Below are 23,588 nucleotides of genomic sequence, written 5' to 3'. Positions count from 1 at the left end.
GCCAGGGGAGAACGTCGGTCGCGGTGGTTATCGTCGGATCGTGGACGACACCGCCGCGACCGGCGGCCTGACCTCCGTCGAGGGCAGGCCGGGCGCCTTCCTGCGCCCCTACGTGACAGAGCTGACGGCCTACACCGAGCGCTACGAGGAGCCGCTGACGCGTCGGCAGCCGCCGTTCGCCGGGGTGGTGGTGATCTTCGGGTTCGGTGAGCCGCTCGGACTGAGCGGGCCGGGCACGCGGGGGCGGCTGGCCTCCTTCGCCGGAGGGCTGCACACCACCTACGTCGACACGACCACGGCCGGGGTCGCCGAGGGGGTGCAGGTCAACCTCACCCCGCTCGGCGCGCGGCGGCTGTTCGGCCTGCCGATGAGCGAGCTGGCCAATCGGGTGCTCTCCCTGGACGACGTGCTCGGCCCGTGGGCGGGCACCGCCGTCGAGCGGCTGGCCGCCACCCCCGGCCGGCACGACCGGCTCGCGCTCCTGGACGCCCTGCTCACCCGGCGGATCCACGCCGCCCCCGATCCCGACCCACGGGTCCGCTGGGCCTGGCAGCGGCTCCGCGCCGCCCGGGGCGCGCTCCCGATCGCGGAGCTCACCGGCGAGCTGGGGTGGAGCCACCGCCACCTGGTCTCCCGTTTCCACGACCAGATCGGGATGTCCCCCAAGGCCGTCGCCCGGGTGATGCGCTTCGAGCACGCCGCCGCCCGCCTCCGGGCCGGGCTGCCCGCGGCCGACACCGCCGCCGCCTGCGGTTACTACGACCAAGCCCACATGAGCCGCGACTTCCGGGCCATGGCCGGGACCACGCCCCGGCAGCTGGCCGGGCTCTGGCCGGAGAGACCCATCGCCGTCTCCGGATGAGCCGCCGGCCGAGTCGGATCCTGCGGTCGGGTTCTTCAGGCCTCCGGTACCGGGAAAGGACAGGTCGGGCACCGGGGGCAAGGGGGTCCGCCAGGAGCGAGCGGGTCAGATTCGTCCAAGCCCGCGGGCCCGGCGCCGGGAGATCGTGGGCTCATCCATACGGAGGGAGACGACAATGGGAACGGTTCACCCCCTGGCCCGCTACCGGGACCCCGGCGCGGCGATCGACTGGCTGGCCGAGGCGTTCGGGTTCGAGGTCCACGAGGTCTCCAAAGGGGACGACGGCGCGGTCAAACACGCCGAGCTGCTCGTCGGCACCGGCGTGGTCATGCTGGGACCGGGCGAGCCGGGCGGGCCGGGGGTCTACGTCGCCGTGGACGACCCGGACGCCCACCACGACAGGGCCGTGGCGGCGGGGGCCCGGATCACGATGAAGCTGACGGACCAGTCGTACGGTTCACGTGAGTACGCGTGCGAGGACATCGAGGGCAACATCTGGTATTTCGGGACATATCAACCCACCACGGCACCCAAGGGCTCCCCGTGGGAGCTGATCTCCAGCTACATGCCCGCCCAGATCCTCTACGTCGCCGCCGAGCTCGACCTGGCGGCGCACCTGGCCGGCGGTGAGCGTGAGACCGCCGAGCTCGCCGCCGCGACCGGGACCCACGCCCCCTCGCTCCGCCGGCTGCTGCGGGCACTGGCCTGCCTCGGACTGGTCACCGAGACCGTGCCCGGGCGGTTCACGCTCACCGAGGCGGGCGACCTGCTCAAGGACGGCTCCCCGGGGTCGTTCCGCGCGATGGCCCGGCTGATCTGCGGGCCCGACCTGTGGGCGAGCTGGGGCCTGCTGATCGACAGCGTCCGGACCGGGGAGCCGACCTGGGAGCGGGTCACCGGCTTCCCGGCGTTCGAGTGGACGGCTCGCGACCCGGAGGGGTCCGCGATCTTCAACCGGGCCATGTCGGAGAACACCCGCAGGGTCGCGCCGGGCATCATCGCGGGTTTCGACTTCGCCCGGTTCGGGACGCTGGTGGACGTGGGCGGCGGGGACGGAACCCTGCTGTCGGCGATCCTGCGTGCCGTACCGGACCTGAGAGGAGTGCTCTTCGACCTGCCCAGCGGGCTGGCGGAGGCCGAGCGGAACCTGGCGGGTCTCCGCGACCGGTGCGAGACCGTCAGCGGCGACTTCTTCGAAGCGGTGCCGCAGGGAGCCGACGCCTACCTCCTCAAGAGCGTCATCCACGACTGGGACGACGAACGCGCGACCGCGATCCTGCGCGCCTGCCACGCGGCGATGGGCCCGCAGGCCACCCTGCTGGTCCTGGAGCCGGTGCTGCCCGAGCGCATCGACTCGCCGGCGGCCACCGGGATCGTCATGAGCGACATCAACATGCTGGTGGCCACCGGCGGCAGGGAGCGCACGGAGGCGGAGTTCCGCGCGCTCCTGACCGGCGCGGGGTTCGGCTCCGTGACGGTCACCGGGCCGTTCCCCGAGACCGAGCTGCGGATGATCTCCGCCCGGCCCTGAGGACCCCCGGTCCCCGGCGACCGGCTCCGGCCGGCGTCAGGGGCCGGACAACGCGGGGGCGGCGTGCAGCAGGTCGCGGGCGAGGCCGGGGTCCCCCTCCACCTCGGCCGCGAGTCCGGCGGGCGCTGCCCTGCCTCCCACCAGGAAGCAGAACTCGACCACGTCGCAGGTGACCGTCGCGTCGGCCGGGCCGTCGCCTCGCGCGGCCCGCCCGCCGGGGTGCAGCGGCACGTGCCAGCGCCCGCCGCCGGGACCGGTCAGCACGAGCCGTACGGCCCGGCCCTCGGGCACCTCATGCCCGCTCGCCAGCATGGTGAGGGGCATGAGCCGTACGCACAGGTCGGCGGTGGCCGTGATGTGCTCCGGGACGGGATCGGGGACCCGCAGCCCCGCCACGCCGGCGGCGTCCGAGGTGTGGATCCAGGTCTCCAGCGCCCTGGCCAGCAGGTGGTCGCGGGCCGGCAGGGTGAACCCGCTCACCTCGACCGGGGCGCCGGGCGCCAGGGGGGCCAGGTGGCGGCAGAGTGCGTCGGCCTGGGCCCGCCAGTCACGGCGGGTCTGCTCCGGCACCCGGCGGCGCTCGTACTCCTGCAGCTCCGCGGTCCTGGCGAGCGCCTCGTCCACGGTCACCGGCGGACCGAGGACGGGCGCGCCCACCGAGAGCGCGACCAGCCCGTCCTTGGCCGCGAGGTGGGCCAGCAGCTCCTGGAGCGTCCAGCCCTCGACGGTCTCCCGTCCCCAGTCCTGTTCGCCCACCTCGCCCAGCAGGGCGTCCATGGCCGCGATCCGGCCGGCGAAGGGCGCCGTCCAGCCCGAGACCGAGGCGGCGGGGCGGCGGCGGACACGGGCCGCGGTGAGCGTCAGCGGGCGCAGCGAGGCCTTCGGCGCCTCCACCGCGATCTCCTCCAGCGACTCCGCCAGCGCGTCGAGATACAGGCGACGGGTCGGATCGTTGTTCATGCGCCCTCCTCGGCCAGCGCGTCGGCGAGCCTGCGCAGCCCCAGCCTGATCCTCGACTTGGCGGTGCCCTCCGGCAGGCCGAGCTCCTCGGCGACCTGGCGGTAGGTGCGTCCCCGGTAGTAGGCCAGCTCGATGACCTCCCGGAGGTTGTCGGGCAGCTTCCCGACCGCCAGCCGCACGCCGTCGGCCTCCTGCCGGGACAGCACCGCGTCCTCCAGCCTCTCCGGCTCCGGTTCCACCAGCCGCGGGCCGAGCACCGACGCCTTGCGGCGTTCCTGCGCGCGGACGTGGTCGACCGCCCGCCGGTGGGCGATGGTGGCCAGCCAGGCACGCAGCGTCCCCCGGTCGGGGTCGAAGGCGAGAGGTCGCTCCCAGAAGGTGATGAAGACCTCCTGGGTGATGTCCTCCGAGGCCGTGCGGTCCCGGGTGACCCGTACGGCGAGGCCGAAGACCAGCGACGCGAAGCGATCGTAGATCTCCCCCAGCGCCGCCTCCTCCCCGCCCACGACCCGCTGGTGCAGCAGGCGGTCGTCCGTGACAGGTGCCTCCATGGCACCACACTCCCGATAAGTCGTCCGGAATCCGAGCTTGTCATCATCCGATGGGAATGTGGAGGGCGAGAACGGACGCCAAGGCGGCTGTGCCGTACGGCACGGTGCACACGATCAGGGGAAGCCTTCGCATCGGGTTCCTCCGGTGCCGGGGACGAGGGGGCGGTGGAGCGGCCACCCGTCATTCGCCCCCGGCCCCGGTCCGGATGCCCGCGGCCGCGCCGAGGATCCGGACGACCTCAGCGTGGGAAGACGATGGTCTTGTGGCCGTCGAGCACCACGCGCTGCTCGGCGTGCCACTTCACCGCCCGGGCCAGAGCGACGCATTCCATGTCCCGGCCGATGGCGGCCAGGTCCTCCGGGGAGTGGCTGTGGTCGACCCGGGCGACCTCCTGCTCGATGATCGGGCCCTCGTCCAGGTGGGAGGTGACGTAGTGGGCGGTGGCGCCGATCAGCTTCACCCCCCGCGCGTGGGCCTGGTGGTACGGCTTGGCGCCCTTGAACGACGGCAGGAACGAGTGGTGGATGTTGATCGCCCGCCCGGCGAGCTTCTCGCAGAGGTCCTCGGAGAGCACCTGCATGTAGCGGGCGAGCACCACCAGGTCGGCCCGGTAGTGCTCCACCAGCGCCAGGACCTCCGCCTCCTGCCGCGGCTTGCTCTCCGGGGTGATCGGCAGATGGTGGTAGTCGATGCCGTAGGACTGGGTGAGCGGGCGCAGGTCCGGGTGGTTGGAGACGACGGCGACGATCTCGATGTCCAGCAGGCCCGAGCGGACCCGGTAGAGCAGGTCGTTCAGGCAGTGGCCGTACTTGCTGACCATGATGAGCACGCGCGGTTTGACCGCCGTGTCGCGCAGGGTGACGTCCATGCCGAACTCCGGGGCCAGGACGGCGAAGGCGGCGCGCAGTTCGTCGGCCGGCACGTAGGCGGAGAACTGCACGCGCATGAAGAACCGCCCCGCGGCCCGGTCGCCGAACTGCTGGCTCTCGATGATGTTGCAACCTCGCCCGGCGAGCAGCCCGGAGACGGCGGCGACCACGCCGGGACGGTCGGGACAGGACAGGGTCAGAACATACTCGGCGGAACTCATGCCTTCACCCTCGGAGAGGTCGGATCGTACGGTGCCGTGAGGCCGGTCTGGGCAGGGTACAGCGTTCCGGCGGCCACCACCTCCGGTCCGTCCGCATGGTCGCGGGCGAGGGACGGCCGGGGACCCGTCGGGAAGGGCTTCGCACCCATCATTTACTCGATCTTGGGTACATATGCCGGTGTCAACGCGCCGCGGACCACCGCCGCCGGCCCGGCCGCCGCCCGCCGTGGGCGCCCTGCCGGACCGGTCCCGCCGGGCGCCCGGCGTGCGGCCGAGATGGAGGACCGTGAGCTCGATCGCCTTGACGGCACTCGCCGGGCTCTTCGCGGTCATCACCGGGATCAACGACGGCGGCGCGCTGCTCGCGACCGGGCTGAAGATCCCCAGCATCCGGCCGGTGACCGGCGTGCTCATGATGATGGTCGCGGTCGCGGTGGTGCCCCCGGTGACCCACCAGGTCGCCCTCACCTTCACCACCCGGCTGGCCACCATGGAGGGCCCGGACGGCCAGGTCGTCATGACCGTCGCGGTGCTCTCCGCGCTGGCCGTCGTCATGTTCCTGAGCAACCGGGGGCGGCCCACCAGCCTGACCCTCGCCGTCGTCGGCGCCCTCACCGGCGCCGACCTGGGCTGGGGCGTGCCGGTCTCCTACGGAGGCCTGCTGTTCGTGCTCGGAGCCGCGCTGGCGGCGCCGTTCGTCGGCGCGCTGCTGGCGGTCCCGGTGAGCCTGCTGCTGGCCCGGCTGGCGCGCGGCCGCGCGCTTCGCCAGTGGCACCGCGCCGGGTTCACCCTGCAGTGCCTGGCCTACGCGGCCAACGACGGCCAGAAGATGCTGGCCGTCTTCATGCTCTCGCTGGGCTTCTCCGGAGCCCCGCTGTCCACCTGTGTGGCGATGGCCGGGCTGTTCGGCGCCGGCGCGGTGTACGGCCTGCCGCGCGCCGGCCGCCTGCTCAGCCGCGAGATCATCGCCTCACGCCCGCTGCACGGAGTGACCGCCGAGCTGTCCACCGGCACCGCCGTCCTCGGCTGCGCGGCGATCGGCGCGCCGGTGAGCATGACGCAGACCATCGCCGGGGCCCTGATCGGGGCGGGTATGGCCGGCAGCTCGGGACGGGTGCGCTGGCACGCCGCCATGAAGATCGTTCTAGCCTGGATGCTGACGCTGCCGGTGAGCGGGATGCTCGCCGCGGCGGCGGCGCTCATCGTCAGAGGAGTGATCGCGTGAAACGGTTGCGCAGGGTCCGTGACCTGATGACCGGCCACATGGACAGCGCGCTCGCCGAGGCGCTGATCGGTCAGCTGGAGGCGACCAAGAAGGGCGCCTGGCTGGCCATCGCGATGATCGGCGGTGACACCCGCAGGGCCGACGCGCACGAGGAGATGCGCGAGATCGAGCATCAGGGCGACATCCAACGCGCCCGGCTGGTGGAGGAGTTGTCCGGCTCGCTGGTCACCCCGATCGACCGCGAGGACATCTTCCGCCTCTCCCGCTCGATCGACGACATCCTGGACTCGCTGCGCGACTTCGTCCGCGAGTCGCACCTCTACCGGGTCCGCGAGCAGGGGCGCTTCGCCCCGATGCTGGACCAGGTGATCGTCGGCATCGAGGCGCTGGAGACCGCCGTGCGTGACCTGGCCTCCAGCCCTTCGGTGGTCAGCAACGACGCCCTGGAGGTCAAGAAGGTCAGCGGCACCCTCCAGCGCATGTACCAGTACGAGATCGCCCGCATCTTCTCGGGGGAGATCACCGCCGAGACCATGAAGGAGCGCGAGCTGGTCCGCCGTCTGGAGATCGTCGGAATCGCGATCGGCGAGGCCGCCGACGCCATCGCCGACGGTGCGATGAAGCGCTGAGCCGGTGGCCGGCCGGCGCGTCCACCGCGGCTCCGCGTTCCCTTCGGCGGCGTGCGAGCCCGTTTCCGGCGGGTGGTAGCCTCCCCGGCCTATGGGCGACTGTGAGGTGAACGACCGGCCCGCGGCGCGGGTGGTCTGCGTGGACGGCCGGGGCAGGGTGCTGCTGATGTGCTGGCACGACGCGGTGAGCGGGCGGACCCTGTGGGAGCCGCCGGGCGGCGGGATCGACCCGGGCGAGACGCCGCTGGAGGCCGCCCGGCGGGAGCTGGCCGAGGAGACCGGTCTGCCGGGCGGGGCGGTGCTGGACCGGTGGGTGCCGGTGCGGCGGGAGTTCACCTGGCTCGGCGTGCGCTACGCCAAGACCGAGCGGTTCTACCTCGCCAGGTTCGGCGGCACGCCCGAGGTGGATCCCGGCGCGCTCACCACCGAGGAGGACAGCGCCTACCGGGGGTCCGGCTGGTTCTCTCCGGAGGAGATGGCCGCCCTGCCCGACCCGCTGGAGCCGCCGGACCTGCTCTCGGTCGTCTCCCGGCTCACGCTGCTGGGATGACGCTCTCGCTCAACCGCCTGAAGGCGCGGCCCATGACCGCGCCGCCGCCGGGCAGCTCGGCGAGGCCGGACAGGCGGTTGCGCACGGCGATCTTCCACGCCTGGTGCGGGACCATCCAGCCCGCGGCGGTGCGGCCGCTCTCCTGCTTGCCGAGGGCGAAGGGGCGCATCCGCCGCTCGTAGCGCTCCAGTGCCGCCTCGGTGTCCGCGCCGAGCAGTTCGACGGCCAGCGTGTAGGCGCCGCCCATCGCCATCGACGCGCCCTGCCCGGCCATGAGCGAGACCGCGTGGGCGGCGTCGCCGAGCAGGACGACCCGGCCCCTGCTCCAGCGGGGCATCCGGATCTGGGCGACGCAGTCGTAGTAGGGATCCTGCGGGCAGTGGGACAGCACCCGGCCGGCCAGCTCACCCATGCCCGGGTAACGGGCCGCGATCTCGGCCCGGGGATCGGCGGGCAGGGCCGTCTCCGGGCAGGCGTGCACGAGGAAGGCGGCCAGCGCGCCGTCCCGCGTCGGATAGATCCCGACCTGCCGGTCCGGCACGCTCACCAGGACCGCCCGCCTGCCGACCTCCTCGGCCAGCCCGGTGTCCCGCAGCAGGTAGGAGGCGGTGTGGTAGCCCAGCGGGCGCAGGTAACGCTCCTCGGGGCCGAAGACCAGGCCGCGGACCGCGGAGTGGATGCCGTCGGCGCCCACCAGCAGGCCGGCCCGGCTCACCGTCCCGTCGGTCAGCTCGCACTCCACCCCGCCGGGGACGTCCCGGACGGCTGCGACGCTGGTGCCGTACCGGATCTCCACACCGGAGTCCAGGCACGAGCGCAGCACCGACTCCAGGCCGCCCCGCATGAGGCTGAGCACCCGGCCGCCGAGCACCGCCCTGGCGGAGGCGTAGCGCAGGCCACCGGCCCGCCTGCCGCGGGGGTCGGTGTAGACGAGCTCGACGATGTCGGCGGCGATCTCCCGCAGTTCGCCGAGGACGCCCATCCGTTCGGCCACGTCGTACCCCGAACCGAAGAAATCGATCATGTAACCGTCGCTGCGCGGCCCGGCCGCCTTCTCGACGATCGTCACCTCGGCGCCGCCGCGCCGCAGCCACCAGGCCAGGGTGAGGCCGGCGATCCCGGCACCGCAGATCAGGACCTTCATGCGAGCTCTCCTTCCGTGCCGAACAGTCCGCCGTGGTAGATGTCCAGCACCCCTTCGGCCCACCTGACCGCGCCCTCGGGGCCGAGGGGGTCGACGCCCACCACGTCTGCGAGCTGGTCTCGCAGCAGCAGCGGCACCAGGTCGTTGACCATGAGGAAGGCCGTGCGGACCTCCGGGTCACGCCCCGGCGCGAGCAGGCCGCGCGCGACGAGCGTCTCGGTCATCGCCCGGCTGGCCGCGAACCAGTGGCGGAAGATCTCGGTCCCGGCCGCGTCTCCGCTCAGCAACAGGCGGCGCAGATAGCCGGGAACCGGCGAACCCGGCGGGAACTGCCCCAGGAACGCCTCCGCGAGGGAGGCTCCGTCCGCCACGTCGAGCTCACCCGCCGAGGCCCGGGCGAACAGGCCGTCGAACACCCCGGCCACGTGCTCGTCGACGGCGGCCCGCAGTCCCTCCTTGGACCCGAAGTGGTGGATGACGAGCCCGGGAGAGACCCCGGCGGCTGCGGCGATCCGCCGCACGGTCACCGCGTCCGGCCCCTGAGCCGCGAACAGCTCCAGGGCTCGGTCCCGGATGACGGCCCGGGCGGTGAGATCATCATGTACTGAACGCATGTTCAGTACATTAAACACTTGTTCAGCAAGAGTCAACCATCGGACCCCGAGTCCGGCACCCTCCCCACCAGGACAAGACACGCCACACCAGGAGTGGGTTATCTCCTCCCGTGGGGAAGAATCCTCACCCCGCGCGCCCGGGAAGAGGCCCCCGGATCCGGGAGAAAAAACCACACCCGGAAGAGTCGGGGGAAATCCTCTCCCGGCAGGGGGCTGTCTTCCCTCGGAGGAGAGGTTCTTTCCCCCACGGAACACCGCGGTTCCAGAGGAAGACCGGTTCTTCCCGCCCCACGGCTCCGGTCCGCGCGAGCCCGCGCCCGGAGCGGAGGACGTCAGCCGCCCAGCGCGGCCCGGATCTCCGCGTCGCCGGGGGCCAGGACGAGGGCACGGCGCAGGTCGCCCTCGGCGGACTCCGCCCTGCCCAGCTCCCGCAGCACCATGGCCCGGTTGAAGTACAGCTCGGCGCTCTCCCCGAACTCGATCGCCCGGCTCAGGTCGGCCACCGCACCCCCGAGGTCACCGGTCCGGTAGCGCAGGATCCCCCGGTTGGCCCAGGCCGCGCCGAGGCCGGGGGCCCGTTCCAGCGCGGCGTCGAAGGCCCCGGCGGCCTCCTCGAACCGTCCCGCCTCGGTGTCCAGTTGCCCGCGCACGGTCAGCAGGTGCGGGTTGCCGGGATCGAGCGCCAGACCGGCCTCGACGTCGGCCCGCGCCTCGGCCTCGCGCTCCAGCACCGCCAGCACGCCCGCCCGGTTGACGTAGGCGTCCAGGAAGTCAGGGTCCAGCTCCAGCACGCGGTCCAGATCCACCCGGCCGGCCTCCAGCTCGCCCAGGGAGAGGTGGAGTTCGGCCCGGTTGTAGTACGCCTCGGGCAGCGGCGGGCTCACCCTGATCGCGGCCTCGTAGTCGGCCAGGGCCTCCTCCGCCTGCCCCACCGAGAGCAGCAGATTGCCCCGGTCCAGGTAGTGGTCGGCGAAGAAGGGATCGATGGCGATGGCCGCGGTGTACTCCTCCAGCGCCTCCTTGGTACGGCCCAGCTCGGCGAGCAGGCGTCCCCGGTTGGCGCGCAGCACCATGCGGTGCACCGGATGCCGGTCCGCCAGCTCCGCCTGGGCCAGCCCGATGGCCGACTCGACCAGGACGAGCGCCCGGTCCGTCCGTCCCCGGCGCATCTCGATGAGCGCCTGGCCGTTGCGGTCGAAGCCCAGTTTGAAAGCCCGCTCGCGCCGGTCGGGCAGGATCGTGGAGATGGCGACGGCCTGGTTGATCCATCCGGTGGCACGTTCCAGATCCCGCCGCGCCGGATCCGGATGGCGGGCGTCGAGCATGGCCGTGCCGTACGCGCAGGCCGCGTGGACGACGGGGTCCTGGCTCGTACGGCGGGCGTGCTCGTAGAGATCGCGGGCCTCCTCCTGCCGGTTCAGGGCCCCGAGGGCGGTGGCCGTACGCTGGGTGAAGCACCACCACAGCTCCGAGCCCGGCTCGGCCAGGCGCAGGCCGCGCGGGCCCAGCTCGGCCACCGCGTCCAGGAAGCCCTCCTGCACGCAGTGGTCGACGGCGGTCCAGAGCGCCCGGACCCCCTTTCCCCGCGGGTCGGCCCCGCGCTCGCGGTGGAAGGGGACCGCCCCCAGCCGGAACGAGAACTCGCCGCCGGCCTCCAGCTCGTCGGCGCGCAGGTCGTGCAGCCGGGCCCGCTCCGCGGGGTCGGCCGCCCGTCCGCCGAACCGGTCCGGCGGCGGCCCGGACGACCGGAGCACCACGGCCAGCAGCTCGGGCTCCACCCGCCTGCCCAGGATCGCGAGCAGCTCACGGTCGGTCGGGTCGAGCTCGTGGGCGTTCTCCACCACCAGCGCGAGTGGCTCGGCCGAGCCCGGCGGGCGGCAGCCGGGCAGGCAGTCGCGGAGGAACTCCGCCACCCCGTTGGCGAGCCGGAGCGTACGGCGAGGCGCGGGCACGAGGATGCGCTCGGCGTCCTCGATCCGCGCCTCCACGGTCTCCCTTCGCGCGGCCACCCGATCTCGCAGGTCGGGTGCCACGCTCCGGATCTCGATGTCGTGCTCGGCGACCCGGTGGGGGATCCTCAGCAGAGCCTCGGGGACGACCGCCCGCAGCAGGGCGCCGCCGACGGTGTAGGGCCCGCGTGACCATCGGTGCCCGTCCACCACGAGCCATGGCGGACGGGCAGGGGGAAGCGCTCCGCTCGGCCGGGAACGTTCCATCACCCCTTGTGGATGACGCTGGAGGCACCGTTGAGCCTGGCGGTACCGGGTTTACGGACAAGGATCTTCTTCATCGCAGCCCCTGACCAAGGAACGGGTCTGAAGAACAAGTATTCTTCCGTTCCATCAGATCGCAATGCCCGATAAAGGAAAAGTCTGGTATTCCAGACCCTTAAGGCGAGGTCGACATCGCCTCAACCAGCTCTTTTTCGCCATATATCACGACACATCCGCTGCGGTCTTCCCTGCGAATCTCGCGCCAGCCGTACTTCCGGTAGAGCTCGATCGCGGCCGGCTGATTCAGCGTGGTGTCCCCCCTGAGCCGGAGATAACCCAGCTCGATCGCCCGGGTCTCGAGAGCCGCGACCATCCGGGCGCCGTACCCGCGTCGCTGGAACTCCGGATGGACACGCAGACGGCACATCTCGGCGCTCTCATCGTCGATCCGGCGGATCCCGCCCATCGCCACGACCCGCCCCCCGGAGCGTTCTCCGACGAGGAACTCCCCCCGATCAGCCAGGTAGATCTCGTTGATCCGGGGGAAGTCGTCGTCGTACCAGACCCCGTCGCCCGGCGCCAGCCCGACCTGAGCGAGGCAGATCTGGTGCAGCGCCCAGACGGATTCGAGGTCAGACCAGCGATAACGTCTGATCTCGAAGCGACTCATACGGGATCGAAGTCCCTCAGCCCCACGGGCTCGACCGCCGGGGCGGCGTGCACCGTCTCAAGGTAGTCCTTGAGACCGGGGTAGTCGGGCGCCTTGGCCTCGATGAGCTTGGCCACCTCCAGGGCCCGCCGCACGAGGATGTCGGGGCGGCACCCCTCGCCCAGGCCGACGATCGCGTCCTTCGCCATCGCCAGCGCCTCGCCGAGGTCGCCCTCGATCACCTTGCACTTGGCCCGGTCGAACCTGATGAGCGCAGGGTCGAGCCAGTCGGACGGAGCGTACTTGGTGAGCGCCTGCTCCAGGATGAGGTCGGCCTCCATCGCCTGCCCCAGCCTGACCAGAGCGTCGCCCTGGTGGAAGTAGAGCTGGCGCTCGGTGTAGCCGAAGGCCAGGTCCTCCTGGTCGACGGCGGGCATCTGGGAGAACGCCGCCCTGGCCCTGGAGAGCGCCCGCTTGGCCTGGTCGACGGCGTCCTTCTTGCCCGCGCCCGAGATCATCGCGATCGCCCGGGCCTCGACCACGGGTGCCATCGCCTGGGCCGCGCACGGGGTCTGGCCCGCCATGTCACGGCTCTTCTTGGCGAGGTTGAGCGCCTCGCGGGGGTCACCGTAGTAGAGCGGGACCAGCGCCTCCCTGGCCGTGACCCAGGCGCGCAGCGCGCGGTCGCCCGTCTCGTCCGCCGCCGTCCTTCCGGTCCGGAAGAAGGACCGGGCCATCCGGTGGTCACCCAGATTGACCATGATCATCCCGCTCAGGCCGGCCAGCTGGGCCGCCATGCGGCACAACCGCTCCTGCAGGTCGACCGGTTGCCGCCGCTCCATGGCCTTGCGGACGGAACTGAACTCCAGCAGCACGTCGCAGAGCAGCCGGAGCGGCGGTGTGTTCATGTACTGGCGGCCGAATCCGACGGTGGCCTCTTCCCACTGGTCGAGCATGGCGGGCGAGACGGTCGCCGACACCAAGGTGTCGTCCATCCTCCTGCGTATGCTCTCCACCGATCCGAGCACCTGCCCGTCCAGCGTGGCAGCGCCACCGGCCAGCAGACCCAAAAGCGTTCTCCGTAGCACGTTCTCGTCCTCCTCACCCCCGTCCGCAGAGGACTTGCCGCCGACCTGCCTGGTCAGCAACTCGTGCGGATCGGGGGAAGTGTCGGGTTTTCCCTCCTGGAGATCGCCTCGGACGACACCGGGCATCTTGTGGCCGTGGCCGCAGATGCACGGGCCCTCGTATCCAAGGGCGACCGGTTCCACCCGGTAGACGGTGCACAGGTAGTGCAGATATTCGGGGCCGGGCCGCTTCAGCCCGCTCTCGTACGCCGACAGAAGCGTCTCCCCGATGCCCGGCGCCGGCTTCGCGTCACGCTCGAACAGTGCCCTGACCTGCTCGATGACATCTGCGAGAGCGATGCCGTGCGCGAGACGGTGACCCTTGATCCGCGAGGTCCCGAACTGGGGACCGCACTTCTCGTGGATCTCCTCGGCGATCTGGGCCGAGGAGCGTCCCGCAGCCAGGCCTCGAGCCCGGATCTGCCGCGCCAACTCTGTTTCTCTGTGCTGCCTGCCGGACATACCGGCCCCTCTCTCGTGACCAGCTGGGCGGGCTGGCTCACTATGTCCCGACCGGTCCTCTCCCGCTGACTCAGTGTGACTCTCACGTCGCACTGCGCCTACCGAGAATGATGGACCACCTTTGGCTCAACCGGAACCCGCGAATAGAGCCTTCGGCTAAGGATCGTCTCCCCCCGGACTGCTTCTTTCAACCTACTTGGGAGAACGTCCACCCTGACCCCCCTATCCGCGCCGTTGACCCGTGGGCCACGGTGAGTCATCTTTGGCCAACCAGCACTGATTCGCACAGCGGAAAAGACACGAATCAGGGCAGGCAACATCAAAAGGAGGGAAAGAGGTGCAGGAAGACGACTTCGGGCACCTGGAGCGCTTGGTGTCAGAACTTGACGCACGTGGGCTTCACGCTCGGGTGGTGCGGACCCGGACGGGTCGCGTTTTCGTCCGCGTGATCAACCCGAACGCGACCAGCCTGGCGGAGAACGTCACCTGCCGAGCCCAGGCCGCCGTTCCCAGCCATCCGGATTGGTACTACTGGTGGTCCTGGGGCGAGCGGATGCACACGGCGGAGGACCCCGCCGGAGCCGCGACCAAGGTCGCACGCGTACTCGCCGCGGTGGGGGAGTGAGACAGGCGGTGATCCCGGACGGAGCGCAGCCGTCCAGGCTCACCGCGTCCACCGCGGCTCAGCGGAGCCGACGGGGTGACCGGTGCGGAGCGTCCCCGGACGCTGGACACCCCGTCGGCTCCGAACACAGACCGCCGTCCGATCTCGTCGGACGGTGAGCGGGGAGAACTCCCCGCGGAAACGGCACGGGACATGCTTCCGGGTGTGTGTCCCGTCCGTGCCGGACGTCACCGGAGCGTCAGGACTCGCCCCCCGCGGCCCCGGGTCCCGATGTCCCCGTCTTCCCCGGCGTGATGTGACGACGGCCGGTTCGGTCGGCAGTATGGGTCGTGTCGATGACGTGATCCCACAGCCGACCGAACCGATCCGGGAGGATTCTCTCCGTGTTCCCGCTGTCCCCCAGCCCTACTCCCACGCCCTCGTTGAGTCCGGCCCCCTCGCCGTCGCCGACACCCACGACGTCGATCCTGGACTTCACCACGCAGATGAGCCAAGGACTGAGCAACGCATGTAAGGGCGGCGGCGGCGAGAGTGACGTACTCTGCGACATCGTGTACTCCTTCCTGCCCGCGACCTGGGCGCCTGTGATCGCGGGCCTGATCGCCATCGTGCTCATCATGGCGATCGCCCTCATCCTCAGGAAGGTGGCTCACCGCCTCATCACACGGGTGGTACGGCGTGCGTCCTCCGGCACCGGGAGCTCGATCGCCGGGCGGTTGCGCGGCAGGCAGACCGTGCAGCCCGAGGGGCTCGACGCCGTCGCCGCCGAGCGGCGCAGGCAGCGGGCCGAGACCATCGGCTCGGTGCTGCGGCCCGTCGCCTCGATCGTCATCGTCGGCACCGCGGCCCTGACCGTGCTGGAGCGGCTCTCCGTCCCGATCGCCCCCCTGCTGACCAGCGTCGGCATCGTGGGCGTGGCCGTCGGTTTCGGTGCCCAGGAGCTCGTCAAGGACTTCATCGCCGGCATGTTCATGCTTCTGGAGGACCAATACGGCGTGGGCGACGTGATCGACGTGGGCGCCGCGGTCGGCGCCCCCACCAGCGGCACCGTCGAGGCCGTCACCCTCCGCATCACCCGCGTGCGCGACGTCGACGGCAGGGTCTGGTACATCCGCAACGGCACCATCACCCGTGTCGGCAACGAGTCCCAGGGCTGGTCGCGCGCGACCGTGGACGTGCCGGTCGCCTACACCGCCGACGTCCCCGCGGTCCGCGAGCTCCTCAGCCAGGTGACCGACGAGATCTGGGAGGACCCCGAATACCGCGACATCGTCATCGTCGAGGAGCCGCAGGTCTGGGGCATCGAGCAGATCTCCGACACCGCGATCGTCTTCCGGATCAGCGCCAAGACGATCCCGTCCTGCCAGGCCCAGGTCGCCCGGGAGATCCGCCTGCGCGTCAAGGCCGCCCTGGACCGGGCGTCCATCACGATCGCCGGCTGACGTCGCCTAGGCTGGAGTCGTGTCAGGTACCACCGAGGAACCCCAGTCCTTCTACGACGCCGTGGGCGGCGAGGAGACCTTCCGCCGCCTCGTGCACCGCTTCTACCAGGGAGTCGTGGACGACCCCCTGCTCCGCCCGCTCTATCCCGAGGAGGACCTCGCCGGAGCCGAGGACCGGCTGCGGCTCTTCCTGATCCAGTACTGGGGCGGGCCCGGCACCTACAGCCAGGAGCGCGGCCACCCCCGGCTGCGGATGCGGCACAACCCGTTCGTCATCGGCGGTGCCGAGCGCGACGCCTGGCTGAAGCACATGCACGACGCGGTGACCTCGCTCGAGCTCCCGGCCGAGCTGGAGCAGCGCCTGTGGGACTACCTCGTCTACGCGGCGCACAGCATGGTCAACGCGCCCGAAGCATAAACCTCACGGCTCGGGGGCAACTCATGACACATGGAAACCCCCTGGTGGCGTGAGGCCGTCGTCTACGAGATCTACGTTCGCAGCTTCGCCGACGCCTCTGGAGACGGCGTCGGCGACCTGGCAGGCGTCCGCCGGCGCCTGCCGTACCTCGCCGAGCTCGGGGTCGACGCCGTCTGGCTGACCCCGTTCTACCGCTCGCCCATGGCCGACGGCGGCTACGACGTGGCCGACTACCGCGACGTGGACCCGCTCTTCGGGACCCTGTCCGACTTCGACGCGATGGTGGCCGACGCGCACGCGCTCGGACTGCGCGTGATCGTGGACATCGTGCCCAACCACAGTTCCTCGGAGCATGCCTGGTTCCAGGCCGCCCTGCGCGGCGAGGGGCGTGATCGCTACGTGTTCCGGGACGGCGGGGAGCTTCCGCCCAACAACTGGCAGTCGGTCTTCAGCGGCCCCGCCTGGACCCGGCTTCCCGACGGCCAGTGGTACCTGCACCTGTTCGACTCCACGCAGCCCGACTTCAACTGGCGCAACCCCGAGGTGCACGCCGAGTTCCTCGACGTGCTGCGTTTCTGGCTGGACCGGGGGGTGGACGGGTTCAGGATCGACGTGGCGATGGGCCTGTATAAGGCCGAGGGCCTGCCCGACACCCCGGCCGAGTCCCAGGCGTTCGCGACCGGCTCCCCCATCTGGGGCCGCCCCGAGGTGCACGAGGTCTACCGGGCGTGGCGCAAGGTGCTCGATTCCTATCCCGGGGACCGGATGGCGGTCGGGGAGGTGTGGACCGACTCGATCGAGGACCTCGCCCGCTACCTCCGCCCGGACGAGCTGCACCAGAGCTTCAACTTCGCCTGGCTGGAGGCGCCCTGGTCGCCCACCGCGTTCCGGACCGTCATCGACGACACCCTGGCCATCGGGGCCTCCCCCACCTGGGTGCTCTCCAACCACGACGTGGTGCGTCACGTGACCCGCTACGGCGAGGGCCTGGCGAGCTCCACCACCGGCCTCGCCCGGGCCCGGGCCGCGCTGCTGACCATGCTCGCCCTGCCCGGATCGGCCTACCTCTACCAAGGGGAGGAGCTCGGGCTCCCCGAGGTGAAGGATCTTCCCCCGGAGGCCCGGAAGGACCCCATCTTCGCCCGCTCGGAGGGGACGCTCCCCGGCCGGGACGGCTGCCGGGTGCCCATCCCCTGGTCCGGCGTCGAGGTGCCGTACGGCTTCGCCCCCGACGGCGTCACCCCGTGGCTCCCGCAGCCGGTCGAGTGGGCCGCGCTGACCGCCGAACGGCAGGCGGGCGACCCGGACTCGACGCTCTCCTTCTACCAGGAGGCGCTGCGTGCCCGGCGGGCCTTGCGCGGCACGCTCCCCTCCCGCGTCACCTGGCTGGACTCTCCCGAAGGTGCGCTTTTCTTCACCCGCGCCTCGCTGACCTGCGCGGTCAACTGCGGCCCCGATCCCGTACGGCTGCCGCCGCACGACCGCGTCCTGATCGCCAGCGCCCCCGTGGACGACGGCGTGCTCCCGCCGGACACGGCCGCATGGCTGCACACCCCGTGAGAACGGCCGCCCGCGCCTCCCGGGCCGGGCGGGCCTCCACTCCGGCCGCCAGGCCTCCGGCGGCCGCCATGGCGGAAAGGCCGCGGCCCCGGGTCTCCTTCCGGCGAGGAAGGGAACCCGGGGCCGGCCGGTGCGTGCGTCAGTCGCGGGTGAGCTTGCGGTAGGTCACGCGGTGCGGGCGGGCCGCGTCGGCCCCCAGCCGCTCGATCTTGTTCTTCTCGTAGTCGGCGAAGTTGCCCTCGAACCAGAACCAGTTCGAGCCCTCTTCCCAGGCCAGGATGTGGGTCGCGATGCGGTCGAGGAACCACCGGTCGTGCGAGGTGATGACTGCGCAGCCGGGGAAGTCGAGCAGCGCGTTCTCCAGGCTGGAGAGCGTCTCGGTGTCGAGGTCGTTGGTGGGCTCGTCGAGCAGGAGCACGTTGCCGCCCTGCTTGAGGGTGAGCGCCAGGTTGAGGCGGTTGCGCTCGCCACCCGACAGGACCGCCGCCTTCTTCTGCTGGTCCGGGCCCTTGAAGCCGAACGCGGCGATGTAGGCGCGGGACGGCATCTCGACGTTGCCGACCTTGATGAAGTCGAGCCCGTCGGAGACGACTTCCCAGACGTTCTTGGCCGGGTCGATGCCGCCGCGGCTCTGGTCGGCGTAGGAGATCTTGACGGTCTCGCCGACGACGATCGCACCGCTGTCCGGGGTCTCACCCCCGGTGATCATGCGGAAGAGCGTGGTCTTGCCGACGCCGTTCGGGCCGATGACGCCGACGATGCCGTTGCGCGGCAGGTCGAAGCTGAGGCCGTCCATCAGGACCCGGTCCTCGAAGCCCTTGGTGAGCTTCTCGGCGCGGATGACCGTGGTGCCCAGACGCGGGCCCGGCGGAATCTGGATCTCCTCGAAGTCCAGCTTGCGGTGCCTGTCGGCCTCGGCGGCCATCTCCTCGTAGCGCTGGAGGCGGGCCTTGCTCTTGGTCTGGCGGGCCTTGGGGTTGGAGCGCACCCACTCCAGCTCGTCCTCCAGGCGCTTCTTGCGCTTGGCGTCCTTCTGCCCCTCCAGCTTGAGCCGGGAGGCCTTGGCCTCGAGGTAAGTGGAGTAGTTGCCCTCGTAGGGGTGGCAGCGGCCGCGGTCGAGCTCCAGGATCCAGGTCGCCACGTTGTCCAGGAAGTAGCGGTCGTGGGTGACGGCCAGGACGGTCCCGGGGTACTTCTCCAGATGGGACTCCAGCCACTGCACGCTCTCGGCGTCGAGGTGGTTGGTGGGCTCGTCGAGCAGGAGCAGGTCGGGCTGCTCCAGCAGCAGCTTGCAGAGCGCGACCCGGCGGCGCTCGCCACCGGAGAGCTGGGTGACCTCGGCCTCCGGCGGCGGGCAACGGAGCGCGTCCATCGCCTGCTCCAGCTGGCTGTCGAGATCCCATCCGTTGCGGTGGTCGAGGGCATCCTGGAGCTTGCCCATCTCCTCCAGCAGCTCGTCGCTGTAGTCGGTGGCCATCAGCTCGGCGATCTCATTGAACCGGTCGAGCATGGCCTTGGTCTCGGCGACACCCTCCTCGACGTTGCCGAGCACGGTCTTGGACTCGTTGAGGGGGGGCTCCTGCTGGAGCATGCCGACGGTGAAGCCGGGCATGAGCCGGGCGTCGCCGTTGGACGGCTGCTCCAGGCCCGCCATCATCTTCAGCAGCGTCGACTTCCCGGTGCCGTTGGGGCCCAGGACACCGATCTTGGCACCAGGCAGGAACGACAGCGTCACGTCGTCGAGGACAACCTTGTCACCGTGCGCCTTGCGCACGCGCTGCAGCGTGTAGATGTACTCCGGCATGCCTTCTAGCTTAGGGCCTGTCGCCAGGCCATCGCCCGCCACAAGCCGCGCTGGACCGGGCCGGAGGGTGAACGGCGGGCACGCGGGCCACGGGCGCGGACTCCAGGGCGACGCCGTTCAGCCGGACGCGCTCTCCGCGCCCGGTGGGCTCGCCGGGGGCACGGGCATGGCGGGCAGGCAGACGCGGTCCCGGCCCAGCTCCTTGGCCCGGTAGAGGGCCAGGTCGGCCGCGGCGAGCAGTTCGATGAGGTCGTTTCCGTGCACGTTCATGATCGAGACGCCGACCGAGACCGTCACGCTGATCATGGCCCCGTCGGTGGGGACCGCCATCCGGGCGATGCGGGACCGCAACCGCTCGGCCACCCTCCGGGCCTCCGTCACGTCGGCCCTCGGCAGCAGGACGACGAACTCCTCCCCGCCGAACCGGCCCACAACGTCGTAGTCGCGGAGCTGGCTGCGCAGCGTGGCGGCCACACCGACCAGGACCTGGTCTCCGACCAGGTGACCGTAGCCGTCGTTGACCCGTTTGAAGTGATCGATGTCGACGATCAGCAGGGCGAGGCTCTCGCCGCTGCGCCGGGCCCTGCCGATCTCGGTATCGGCCTCACGCTGCCAGGCGGCGGCGTTGAGCAGGCCGGTCTTGGAGTCGGTGCGGGCCGCCGCCTGGAGCTGGGCGTGCAGGAGGCTCCGCTGCAGCAGGACCACCGGCGGCAGGGCCAGCAGCAGCAACGCCAGATTGATCCCGCAGGTGATGGCCACGATGACCCCGAGGCAGAGCTCGACCACGTCGAGCGTCAGGCTCTCGCGGTTCCACAGCACCTCACGCCAGCGGCCTTCGGGATCCGCGGTGTGCGCCGCGACGGCGATCAGCGCCGTGTTGACCACGGTGAACAGAGCGGCGCAGCCGATCGCGACGAGGATCGGCGTCCCCGTGCCGGCGGTCAGCGCCGGCGGGCCGCCGGCGATCGCGTGGAACAGCACCGAGGTCACGCATCCGGCCAGCCCGATCGCCGCCGCGCTGAGGACCCTCCGGTAGACGACCGTCTCGCGCACCCGTTTCTGGAGCATGATCTGCAGCGGGATGGGCGCCAGAAGCGCGTAGACCGGCGGCAGGAGCAGGGCGACCGGGAGCCACCAGGCCGACAGCAGGTCCCTGGAGACCCCCGCGGGGATGCCGAGCCGCCGGGTCGCCTCGATGCAGACCGCGCCGCACAACAGCAGCGCCGCGAACGTCAGCAGGTCGGGCCAGCGCAGATCACGCGTGGTGACGAGGGCCGCGAACGCGGCCGCCTCCAGGGCCACGACCCCGCACAGGTAGACGACCAGCGAACGGCGTTGCCCGAGCAGAGGCCACCGACCGGCCAAGGCAGCCGCGCCGTCGCGCGCCTTGACCGAGGTGTGACTGGGCACCGCCATCCCACCCTCCTCTTTGACTAACGATGTGTAACACAATAGTTGCGGAGTGTGCGGCGCGCGATGGGAACCGCTACCTTTGCGATGTGGGCTGCCACACCAGGCTGCCCATGACTGGAAACCGCTCTCTGCGAGCGGCCCGTGCGGGAAAGGAGCAGCCATGCTGCGGGGCGTTACCTGGATCTGACGGGTGCCTCGGCGTCTGACATGGGCAGGACCATCGGCCGATCTCCCGGTGCCGCCGCACCTCATCCGCAGGGCACCGACCCGTCGGGCCGGTGCCCCCCTCCTTCCCGGCTCAGGCCACCGCACGGGCGTCGGCGGGCCACGGCGTGTCGTCCTTCTCCGGCCAGGCGAGCACCTCACCGCTGCCGTCTCCGGCACTCACCTCGGCGCTCTCACCCGCGTCGGTCACCTCATCGCCCGGATCCGCGGCATCCACGCGGCCGCCCGGCACCACTCCGCCCAGCGCCCAGTCATGGGTCTCGCGGTCGAGCTCGCTGCGTTCCTGCTGTCCCAGCGCCGGGGCCGTACCGCCGCGCTGCGGCTTGCTGAAGCTCCCCACGCCCCAGCGCAGGTCGTGCCCGAGCGAGCTGGCCTCCACCTCCGCCATGAAACGGCGCTCGCCCTCGTGGGTGAACTCGCGGATGCGCAGCCGTCCCTGGACGACGACGGGCTGGCCCACGTGGATCGACTGGGCGACGTTGTCGGCGAGCCCCCGGAAGCAGCGCACCCCGAAGTAGGTCGTCTCCCCGTTGCGCCACTGCTGGTTCTCCCGGTCGAAGTGGCGGCTGGTCGTCGCCACTCTGAGCGAGGTGACCCGCGACCCGTCGGAGAAGGTGTGCTGACGCGGCGGAGCTGCGACGTTACCGGTCAGCGTGACGTAGATGTCGTTCATCGTGCCTCCCATGAGAGCGGGCGAGCTGCCCGCGGCCTGGAAGACACAGTGGCCCGCGCCGTCACCGGCACGGGCCACCGAACCACGCTCTGTGGACAGGCCGCGCACACGCACCGGAGGCTGTGGACGGCCCTCGGATCAGCCGCGCACGCTCCGCATGGCCGCCCGGAACTCGTTGTAGCGCGCCAGCTCCCGGTCGACCGGCTCGATCACCATGCCCTCGGCGATCGCGCCGATCCGGCGGCGCATCTCGCGCTCGAGCCGGTCGCGCTCGTTGGCCGCCCCGAGCACCACGACGTTCCGGCTGGCCACCGCGGTGAGCACGCCCAGTCCGAGGACCGACACCACCATCAGCCCCACCCACGGCAGCGAGGCCGCCTCCCCGAAGACCGCCAGGCCCCCGGGGAGCTCCCCGGCGCCGAGGACGCCGTAGGCCAGGGCCGTACCGGCCCAGATCACCCCGGCGACGAACAGCAGGACCAGCAGGTACTGCCAGGCGAGGAGCAGGCGCCACCACGCGGGGACGCGGTCGAGGGAGGGCGCCACCTCGGTCAGCTCCTCCGAGAGCACCCGCGGCAACTGGGCCGAGCGGGAGCGCGCGGCGTCCCGGACGCCGTCCTGCCAGGCCTCGGGCATGCCGGTGGTGAGCCCGTCGGCCAGCGCCTGGATCGCGTTGTCCACCTCGGCGGGCTGGGCGCTCACCGAACCGCCGGTCAGGCCGCGGATCTCGTCCCTGAGGTCGCCCAGGCGCAGGCTGTTCAGCGGGTCGGGGCGGAGCTTGGCCGCCCACCGGGTGTACGGCCAGCCGACCCACTCGGCGGACCGCACGCCGTACACGTTCTCCATCGCCTCCCCGACGGCGGGCACGCCGACGGCGTCGCACAGGGCGTCGGTCAGGCCGATCCGGCGGGCGTCGTCGATGGAGGCGGGCGGGGACGGGGCGTCCTCCGCGGGCGCGATCTTCGCCAGGCGCCGGGCCAGCCGGTCCAGATCGGCCTCCAGCCGCTGGATCGCGGCCCTGCGCCTGGCCACGGTGTCGGCGAGGACCGCCTTGAGGTTGTCCACGCCCTTGCCGGTGGTCGCGGAGGTGGTCACGATCACGGGGTTCTCGACCCCCTCGCGGCGCAGCAGGTCCTCCAGGTCCGCGACGCACTCGGCCAGTTCCTCCGGGGCCAGCCGGTCGGCCTGGTTGAGCACGAAGATCGTCACCGTGTCGTGCCCGGCCAGCTCCGTCACGTAGCGGCGGTGGGTGGAGGCGTCGGCGTACTTCTGCGGATCGAGCACCCACACGACGAGGTCGGCGACCTGGATCAGCCGGTCGGCCTCGGTGTCGGTGATCGCCCGGATCGAGTCGTGGTCGGGCAGGTCGAGCAGGATCAGCCCGTGCAACCGGCTCTCGCCCTTGTCCAGCGCGCTGGCCCTGGCGAAGCGGTGCCGCCACTGGATCTGCAGCCAGTCGAGCAGCGGCCCGGCGCCCTCCAGGCCCCAGACGCAGGCATGGGTGCGCGCCGTGGTGGGGCGTCGCACGCCGGTCGGCGACAGGTCGAGCCCGGAGACGGAGTTGAACAGCGATGACTTGCCGCTCCCGGTGCCTCCGGCCAGGGCGACCACCGTGTGGTCGGAGGAGAGCTTGAGCCGGTCGCCGGCGCGCAGCAGCAACTGGCCCGCCTCGGTGAGGAGCCTGGGGTCGGCTCTGCCCGGTCCCAGCTCCACGATCCGGGCCAGCGCCGCGAGCCTGCTGCCGAGGCCCTGGCGCGTCTGGGTGGTGCCAACGGTGGTCATGGCTCGCTCACCGCTCCTCGTTCCTCGCGCGGCCCCGT

21 protein-coding genes are annotated in these 23,588 nt (G+C 71.5%); 9 read left to right on the top strand and 12 right to left on the bottom strand.

The genetic code is table 11. From position 1 onward, the window contains the following. The first annotated feature begins 40 nt into the window (after positions 1-40). Both HS041_RS40290 and HS041_RS34355 read left to right on the top strand, forming a co-directional pair. On the top strand, positions 41-862 hold the full coding sequence (locus tag HS041_RS40290) for a helix-turn-helix domain-containing protein (protein WP_196445006.1): 822 nt from the start codon (positions 41-43) through the stop codon (positions 860-862). Between the two features lie 175 nt (positions 863-1,037). Beyond that, positions 1,038-2,393, top strand: coding sequence for a methyltransferase (locus tag HS041_RS34355; RefSeq protein ID WP_196445005.1), 1,356 nt, complete (start codon positions 1,038-1,040; stop codon positions 2,391-2,393). A 36-nt stretch (positions 2,394-2,429) separates the two neighbouring features. On the opposite strand, the gene HS041_RS34350 is transcribed toward HS041_RS34355, so the two are convergent. The 3 genes from HS041_RS34350 to purU all read right to left on the bottom strand — a co-directional run bounded on the left by HS041_RS34350 (position 2,430) and on the right by purU (position 4,995). Continuing rightward, positions 2,430-3,353: a maleylpyruvate isomerase family mycothiol-dependent enzyme gene (locus HS041_RS34350; protein ID WP_196445004.1), complete on the bottom strand. Its 924-nt coding sequence runs from the start codon at positions 3,351-3,353 to the stop codon at positions 2,430-2,432. Further along, complete coding sequence (locus HS041_RS34345) at positions 3,350-3,904, bottom strand: sigma-70 family RNA polymerase sigma factor (protein WP_196445003.1); 555 nt, start codon at positions 3,902-3,904, stop codon at positions 3,350-3,352. Before HS041_RS34345 ends, HS041_RS34350 begins: the two co-directional genes overlap by 4 nt. Positions 3,905-4,143: 239 nt before the next feature. Then, a complete protein-coding gene (purU, locus tag HS041_RS34340) occupies positions 4,144-4,995 on the bottom strand; it encodes a formyltetrahydrofolate deformylase (protein ID WP_196445002.1) in 852 nt (283 codons plus the stop codon). Positions 4,996-5,281: 286 nt separating this feature from the next. Here purU and HS041_RS34335 point away from each other — a divergent pair, with 286 nt between their 5' ends. From HS041_RS34335 to HS041_RS34325, 3 genes are all read left to right on the top strand, one after another. After that, positions 5,282-6,220, top strand: coding sequence for an inorganic phosphate transporter (locus HS041_RS34335; protein ID WP_196445001.1), 939 nt, complete (start codon positions 5,282-5,284; stop codon positions 6,218-6,220). Continuing rightward, positions 6,217-6,849: a DUF47 domain-containing protein gene (locus HS041_RS34330; RefSeq protein WP_196445000.1), complete on the top strand. Its 633-nt coding sequence runs from the start codon at positions 6,217-6,219 to the stop codon at positions 6,847-6,849. Before HS041_RS34335 ends, HS041_RS34330 begins: the two co-directional genes overlap by 4 nt. A 91-nt stretch (positions 6,850-6,940) precedes the next feature. Then, positions 6,941-7,399 carry an NUDIX hydrolase gene (locus HS041_RS34325; RefSeq protein ID WP_196444999.1) on the top strand — a complete coding sequence of 153 codons (459 nt, stop codon included), beginning with the start codon at positions 6,941-6,943 and terminating at the stop codon, positions 7,397-7,399. Here HS041_RS34325 and HS041_RS34320 read toward each other — a convergent pair. The 5 genes from HS041_RS34320 to HS041_RS34300 all read right to left on the bottom strand — a co-directional run bounded on the left by HS041_RS34320 (position 7,383) and on the right by HS041_RS34300 (position 13,578). After that, on the bottom strand, positions 7,383-8,543 hold the full coding sequence (locus tag HS041_RS34320) for an FAD-dependent monooxygenase (protein ID WP_196444998.1): 1,161 nt from the start codon (positions 8,541-8,543) through the stop codon (positions 7,383-7,385). The genes HS041_RS34325 and HS041_RS34320 overlap by 17 nt on opposite strands. Continuing rightward, a complete protein-coding gene (locus tag HS041_RS34315) occupies positions 8,540-9,157 on the bottom strand; it encodes a TetR/AcrR family transcriptional regulator (protein ID WP_196444997.1) in 618 nt (205 codons plus the stop codon). The genes HS041_RS34320 and HS041_RS34315 overlap by 4 nt, the downstream gene beginning before the upstream one ends. A gap of 332 nt (positions 9,158-9,489) precedes the next feature. Further along, entirely contained in the window at positions 9,490-11,373 is a 1,884-nt protein-coding gene (locus HS041_RS34310; protein WP_196444996.1) for a tetratricopeptide repeat protein, read from the bottom strand. 172 nt (positions 11,374-11,545) lie between these two features. Continuing rightward, positions 11,546-12,040 carry a GNAT family N-acetyltransferase gene (locus HS041_RS34305; protein WP_196444995.1) on the bottom strand — a complete coding sequence of 165 codons (495 nt, stop codon included), beginning with the start codon at positions 12,038-12,040 and terminating at the stop codon, positions 11,546-11,548. Then, positions 12,037-13,578, bottom strand: coding sequence for an NsdA family TPR-like regulatory protein (locus HS041_RS34300; protein WP_307845589.1), 1,542 nt, complete (start codon positions 13,576-13,578; stop codon positions 12,037-12,039). Before HS041_RS34300 ends, HS041_RS34305 begins: the two co-directional genes overlap by 4 nt. Before the next feature lie 475 nt (positions 13,579-14,053). Between HS041_RS34300 and HS041_RS38985 the strand changes: the two genes are divergently transcribed. From HS041_RS38985 to HS041_RS34280, 4 genes are all read left to right on the top strand, one after another. Then, positions 14,054-14,233 carry a hypothetical protein gene (locus tag HS041_RS38985; RefSeq protein WP_230880077.1) on the top strand — a complete coding sequence of 60 codons (180 nt, stop codon included), beginning with the start codon at positions 14,054-14,056 and terminating at the stop codon, positions 14,231-14,233. A gap of 485 nt (positions 14,234-14,718) precedes the next feature. Continuing rightward, positions 14,719-15,675: a mechanosensitive ion channel family protein gene (locus HS041_RS34290; RefSeq protein ID WP_196444992.1), complete on the top strand. Its 957-nt coding sequence runs from the start codon at positions 14,719-14,721 to the stop codon at positions 15,673-15,675. Positions 15,676-15,694: 19 nt separating this feature from the next. Continuing rightward, on the top strand, positions 15,695-16,093 hold the full coding sequence (locus HS041_RS34285; protein ID WP_196444991.1) for a globin: 399 nt from the start codon (positions 15,695-15,697) through the stop codon (positions 16,091-16,093). Between the two features lie 30 nt (positions 16,094-16,123). Continuing rightward, a complete protein-coding gene (locus HS041_RS34280; RefSeq protein ID WP_196444990.1) occupies positions 16,124-17,653 on the top strand; it encodes a glycoside hydrolase family 13 protein in 1,530 nt (509 codons plus the stop codon). Positions 17,654-17,792: 139 nt separating this feature from the next. Here the strand turns inward: HS041_RS34280 and ettA are convergent, their stop codons facing one another. The 4 genes from ettA to HS041_RS34260 all read right to left on the bottom strand — a co-directional run bounded on the left by ettA (position 17,793) and on the right by HS041_RS34260 (position 23,550). Continuing rightward, positions 17,793-19,457, bottom strand: coding sequence for an energy-dependent translational throttle protein EttA (ettA, locus tag HS041_RS34275; protein ID WP_196444989.1), 1,665 nt, complete (start codon positions 19,455-19,457; stop codon positions 17,793-17,795). A gap of 117 nt (positions 19,458-19,574) precedes the next feature. Beyond that, positions 19,575-20,873 (bottom strand): sensor domain-containing diguanylate cyclase, encoded by a 1,299-nt coding sequence (locus HS041_RS34270; protein WP_196444988.1) that lies wholly within the window; start codon positions 20,871-20,873, stop codon positions 19,575-19,577. Positions 20,874-21,168: 295 nt separating this feature from the next. After that, entirely contained in the window at positions 21,169-21,768 is a 600-nt protein-coding gene (locus HS041_RS34265) for a single-stranded DNA-binding protein (protein ID WP_196444987.1), read from the bottom strand. A gap of 138 nt (positions 21,769-21,906) precedes the next feature. Further along, positions 21,907-23,550, bottom strand: a complete 1,644-nt coding sequence (locus HS041_RS34260) for a GTPase (protein WP_196444986.1) — start codon at positions 23,548-23,550, stop codon at positions 21,907-21,909. Between the last annotated feature and the right edge of the window lie 38 nt (positions 23,551-23,588).

The sequence above is a fragment of the Planomonospora sp. ID67723 genome (assembly GCF_015711605.1).
GTDB lineage: Bacteria > Actinomycetota > Actinomycetes > Streptosporangiales > Streptosporangiaceae > Planomonospora_A.
Note: the sequence above shows the minus strand (reverse complement) of the source record. Positions and strands in the feature narration are given on the sequence as shown.

What these genes read in the sequence shown, in the direction of transcription:
- HS041_RS34355 (WP_196445005.1), top strand. Translation starts at nt 1,038, where the DNA reads ATGGGAACGGTTCACCCCCTGGCCCGCTACCGGGACCCCGGCGCGGCG.
- HS041_RS34350 (WP_196445004.1), bottom strand. Translation starts at nt 3,353, where the DNA reads ATGAACAACGATCCGACCCGTCGCCTGTATCTCGACGCGCTGGCGGAG.
- HS041_RS34345 (WP_196445003.1), bottom strand. Translation starts at nt 3,904, where the DNA reads ATGGAGGCACCTGTCACGGACGACCGCCTGCTGCACCAGCGGGTCGTG.
- purU (WP_196445002.1), bottom strand. Translation starts at nt 4,995, where the DNA reads ATGAGTTCCGCCGAGTATGTTCTGACCCTGTCCTGTCCCGACCGTCCC.
- HS041_RS34325 (WP_196444999.1), top strand. Translation starts at nt 6,941, where the DNA reads ATGGGCGACTGTGAGGTGAACGACCGGCCCGCGGCGCGGGTGGTCTGC.
- HS041_RS34320 (WP_196444998.1), bottom strand. Translation starts at nt 8,543, where the DNA reads ATGAAGGTCCTGATCTGCGGTGCCGGGATCGCCGGCCTCACCCTGGCC.
- HS041_RS34315 (WP_196444997.1), bottom strand. Translation starts at nt 9,157, where the DNA reads ATGCGTTCAGTACATGATGATCTCACCGCCCGGGCCGTCATCCGGGAC.
- HS041_RS34310 (WP_196444996.1), bottom strand. Translation starts at nt 11,373, where the DNA reads ATGGAACGTTCCCGGCCGAGCGGAGCGCTTCCCCCTGCCCGTCCGCCA.
- HS041_RS34305 (WP_196444995.1), bottom strand. Translation starts at nt 12,040, where the DNA reads ATGAGTCGCTTCGAGATCAGACGTTATCGCTGGTCTGACCTCGAATCC.
- HS041_RS34290 (WP_196444992.1), top strand. Translation starts at nt 14,719, where the DNA reads ATGAGCCAAGGACTGAGCAACGCATGTAAGGGCGGCGGCGGCGAGAGT.
- HS041_RS34280 (WP_196444990.1), top strand. Translation starts at nt 16,124, where the DNA reads ATGGAAACCCCCTGGTGGCGTGAGGCCGTCGTCTACGAGATCTACGTT.
- ettA (WP_196444989.1), bottom strand. Translation starts at nt 19,457, where the DNA reads ATGCCGGAGTACATCTACACGCTGCAGCGCGTGCGCAAGGCGCACGGT.
- HS041_RS34270 (WP_196444988.1), bottom strand. Translation starts at nt 20,873, where the DNA reads ATGGCGGTGCCCAGTCACACCTCGGTCAAGGCGCGCGACGGCGCGGCT.
- HS041_RS34265 (WP_196444987.1), bottom strand. Translation starts at nt 21,768, where the DNA reads ATGAACGACATCTACGTCACGCTGACCGGTAACGTCGCAGCTCCGCCG.
- HS041_RS34260 (WP_196444986.1), bottom strand. Translation starts at nt 23,550, where the DNA reads ATGACCACCGTTGGCACCACCCAGACGCGCCAGGGCCTCGGCAGCAGG.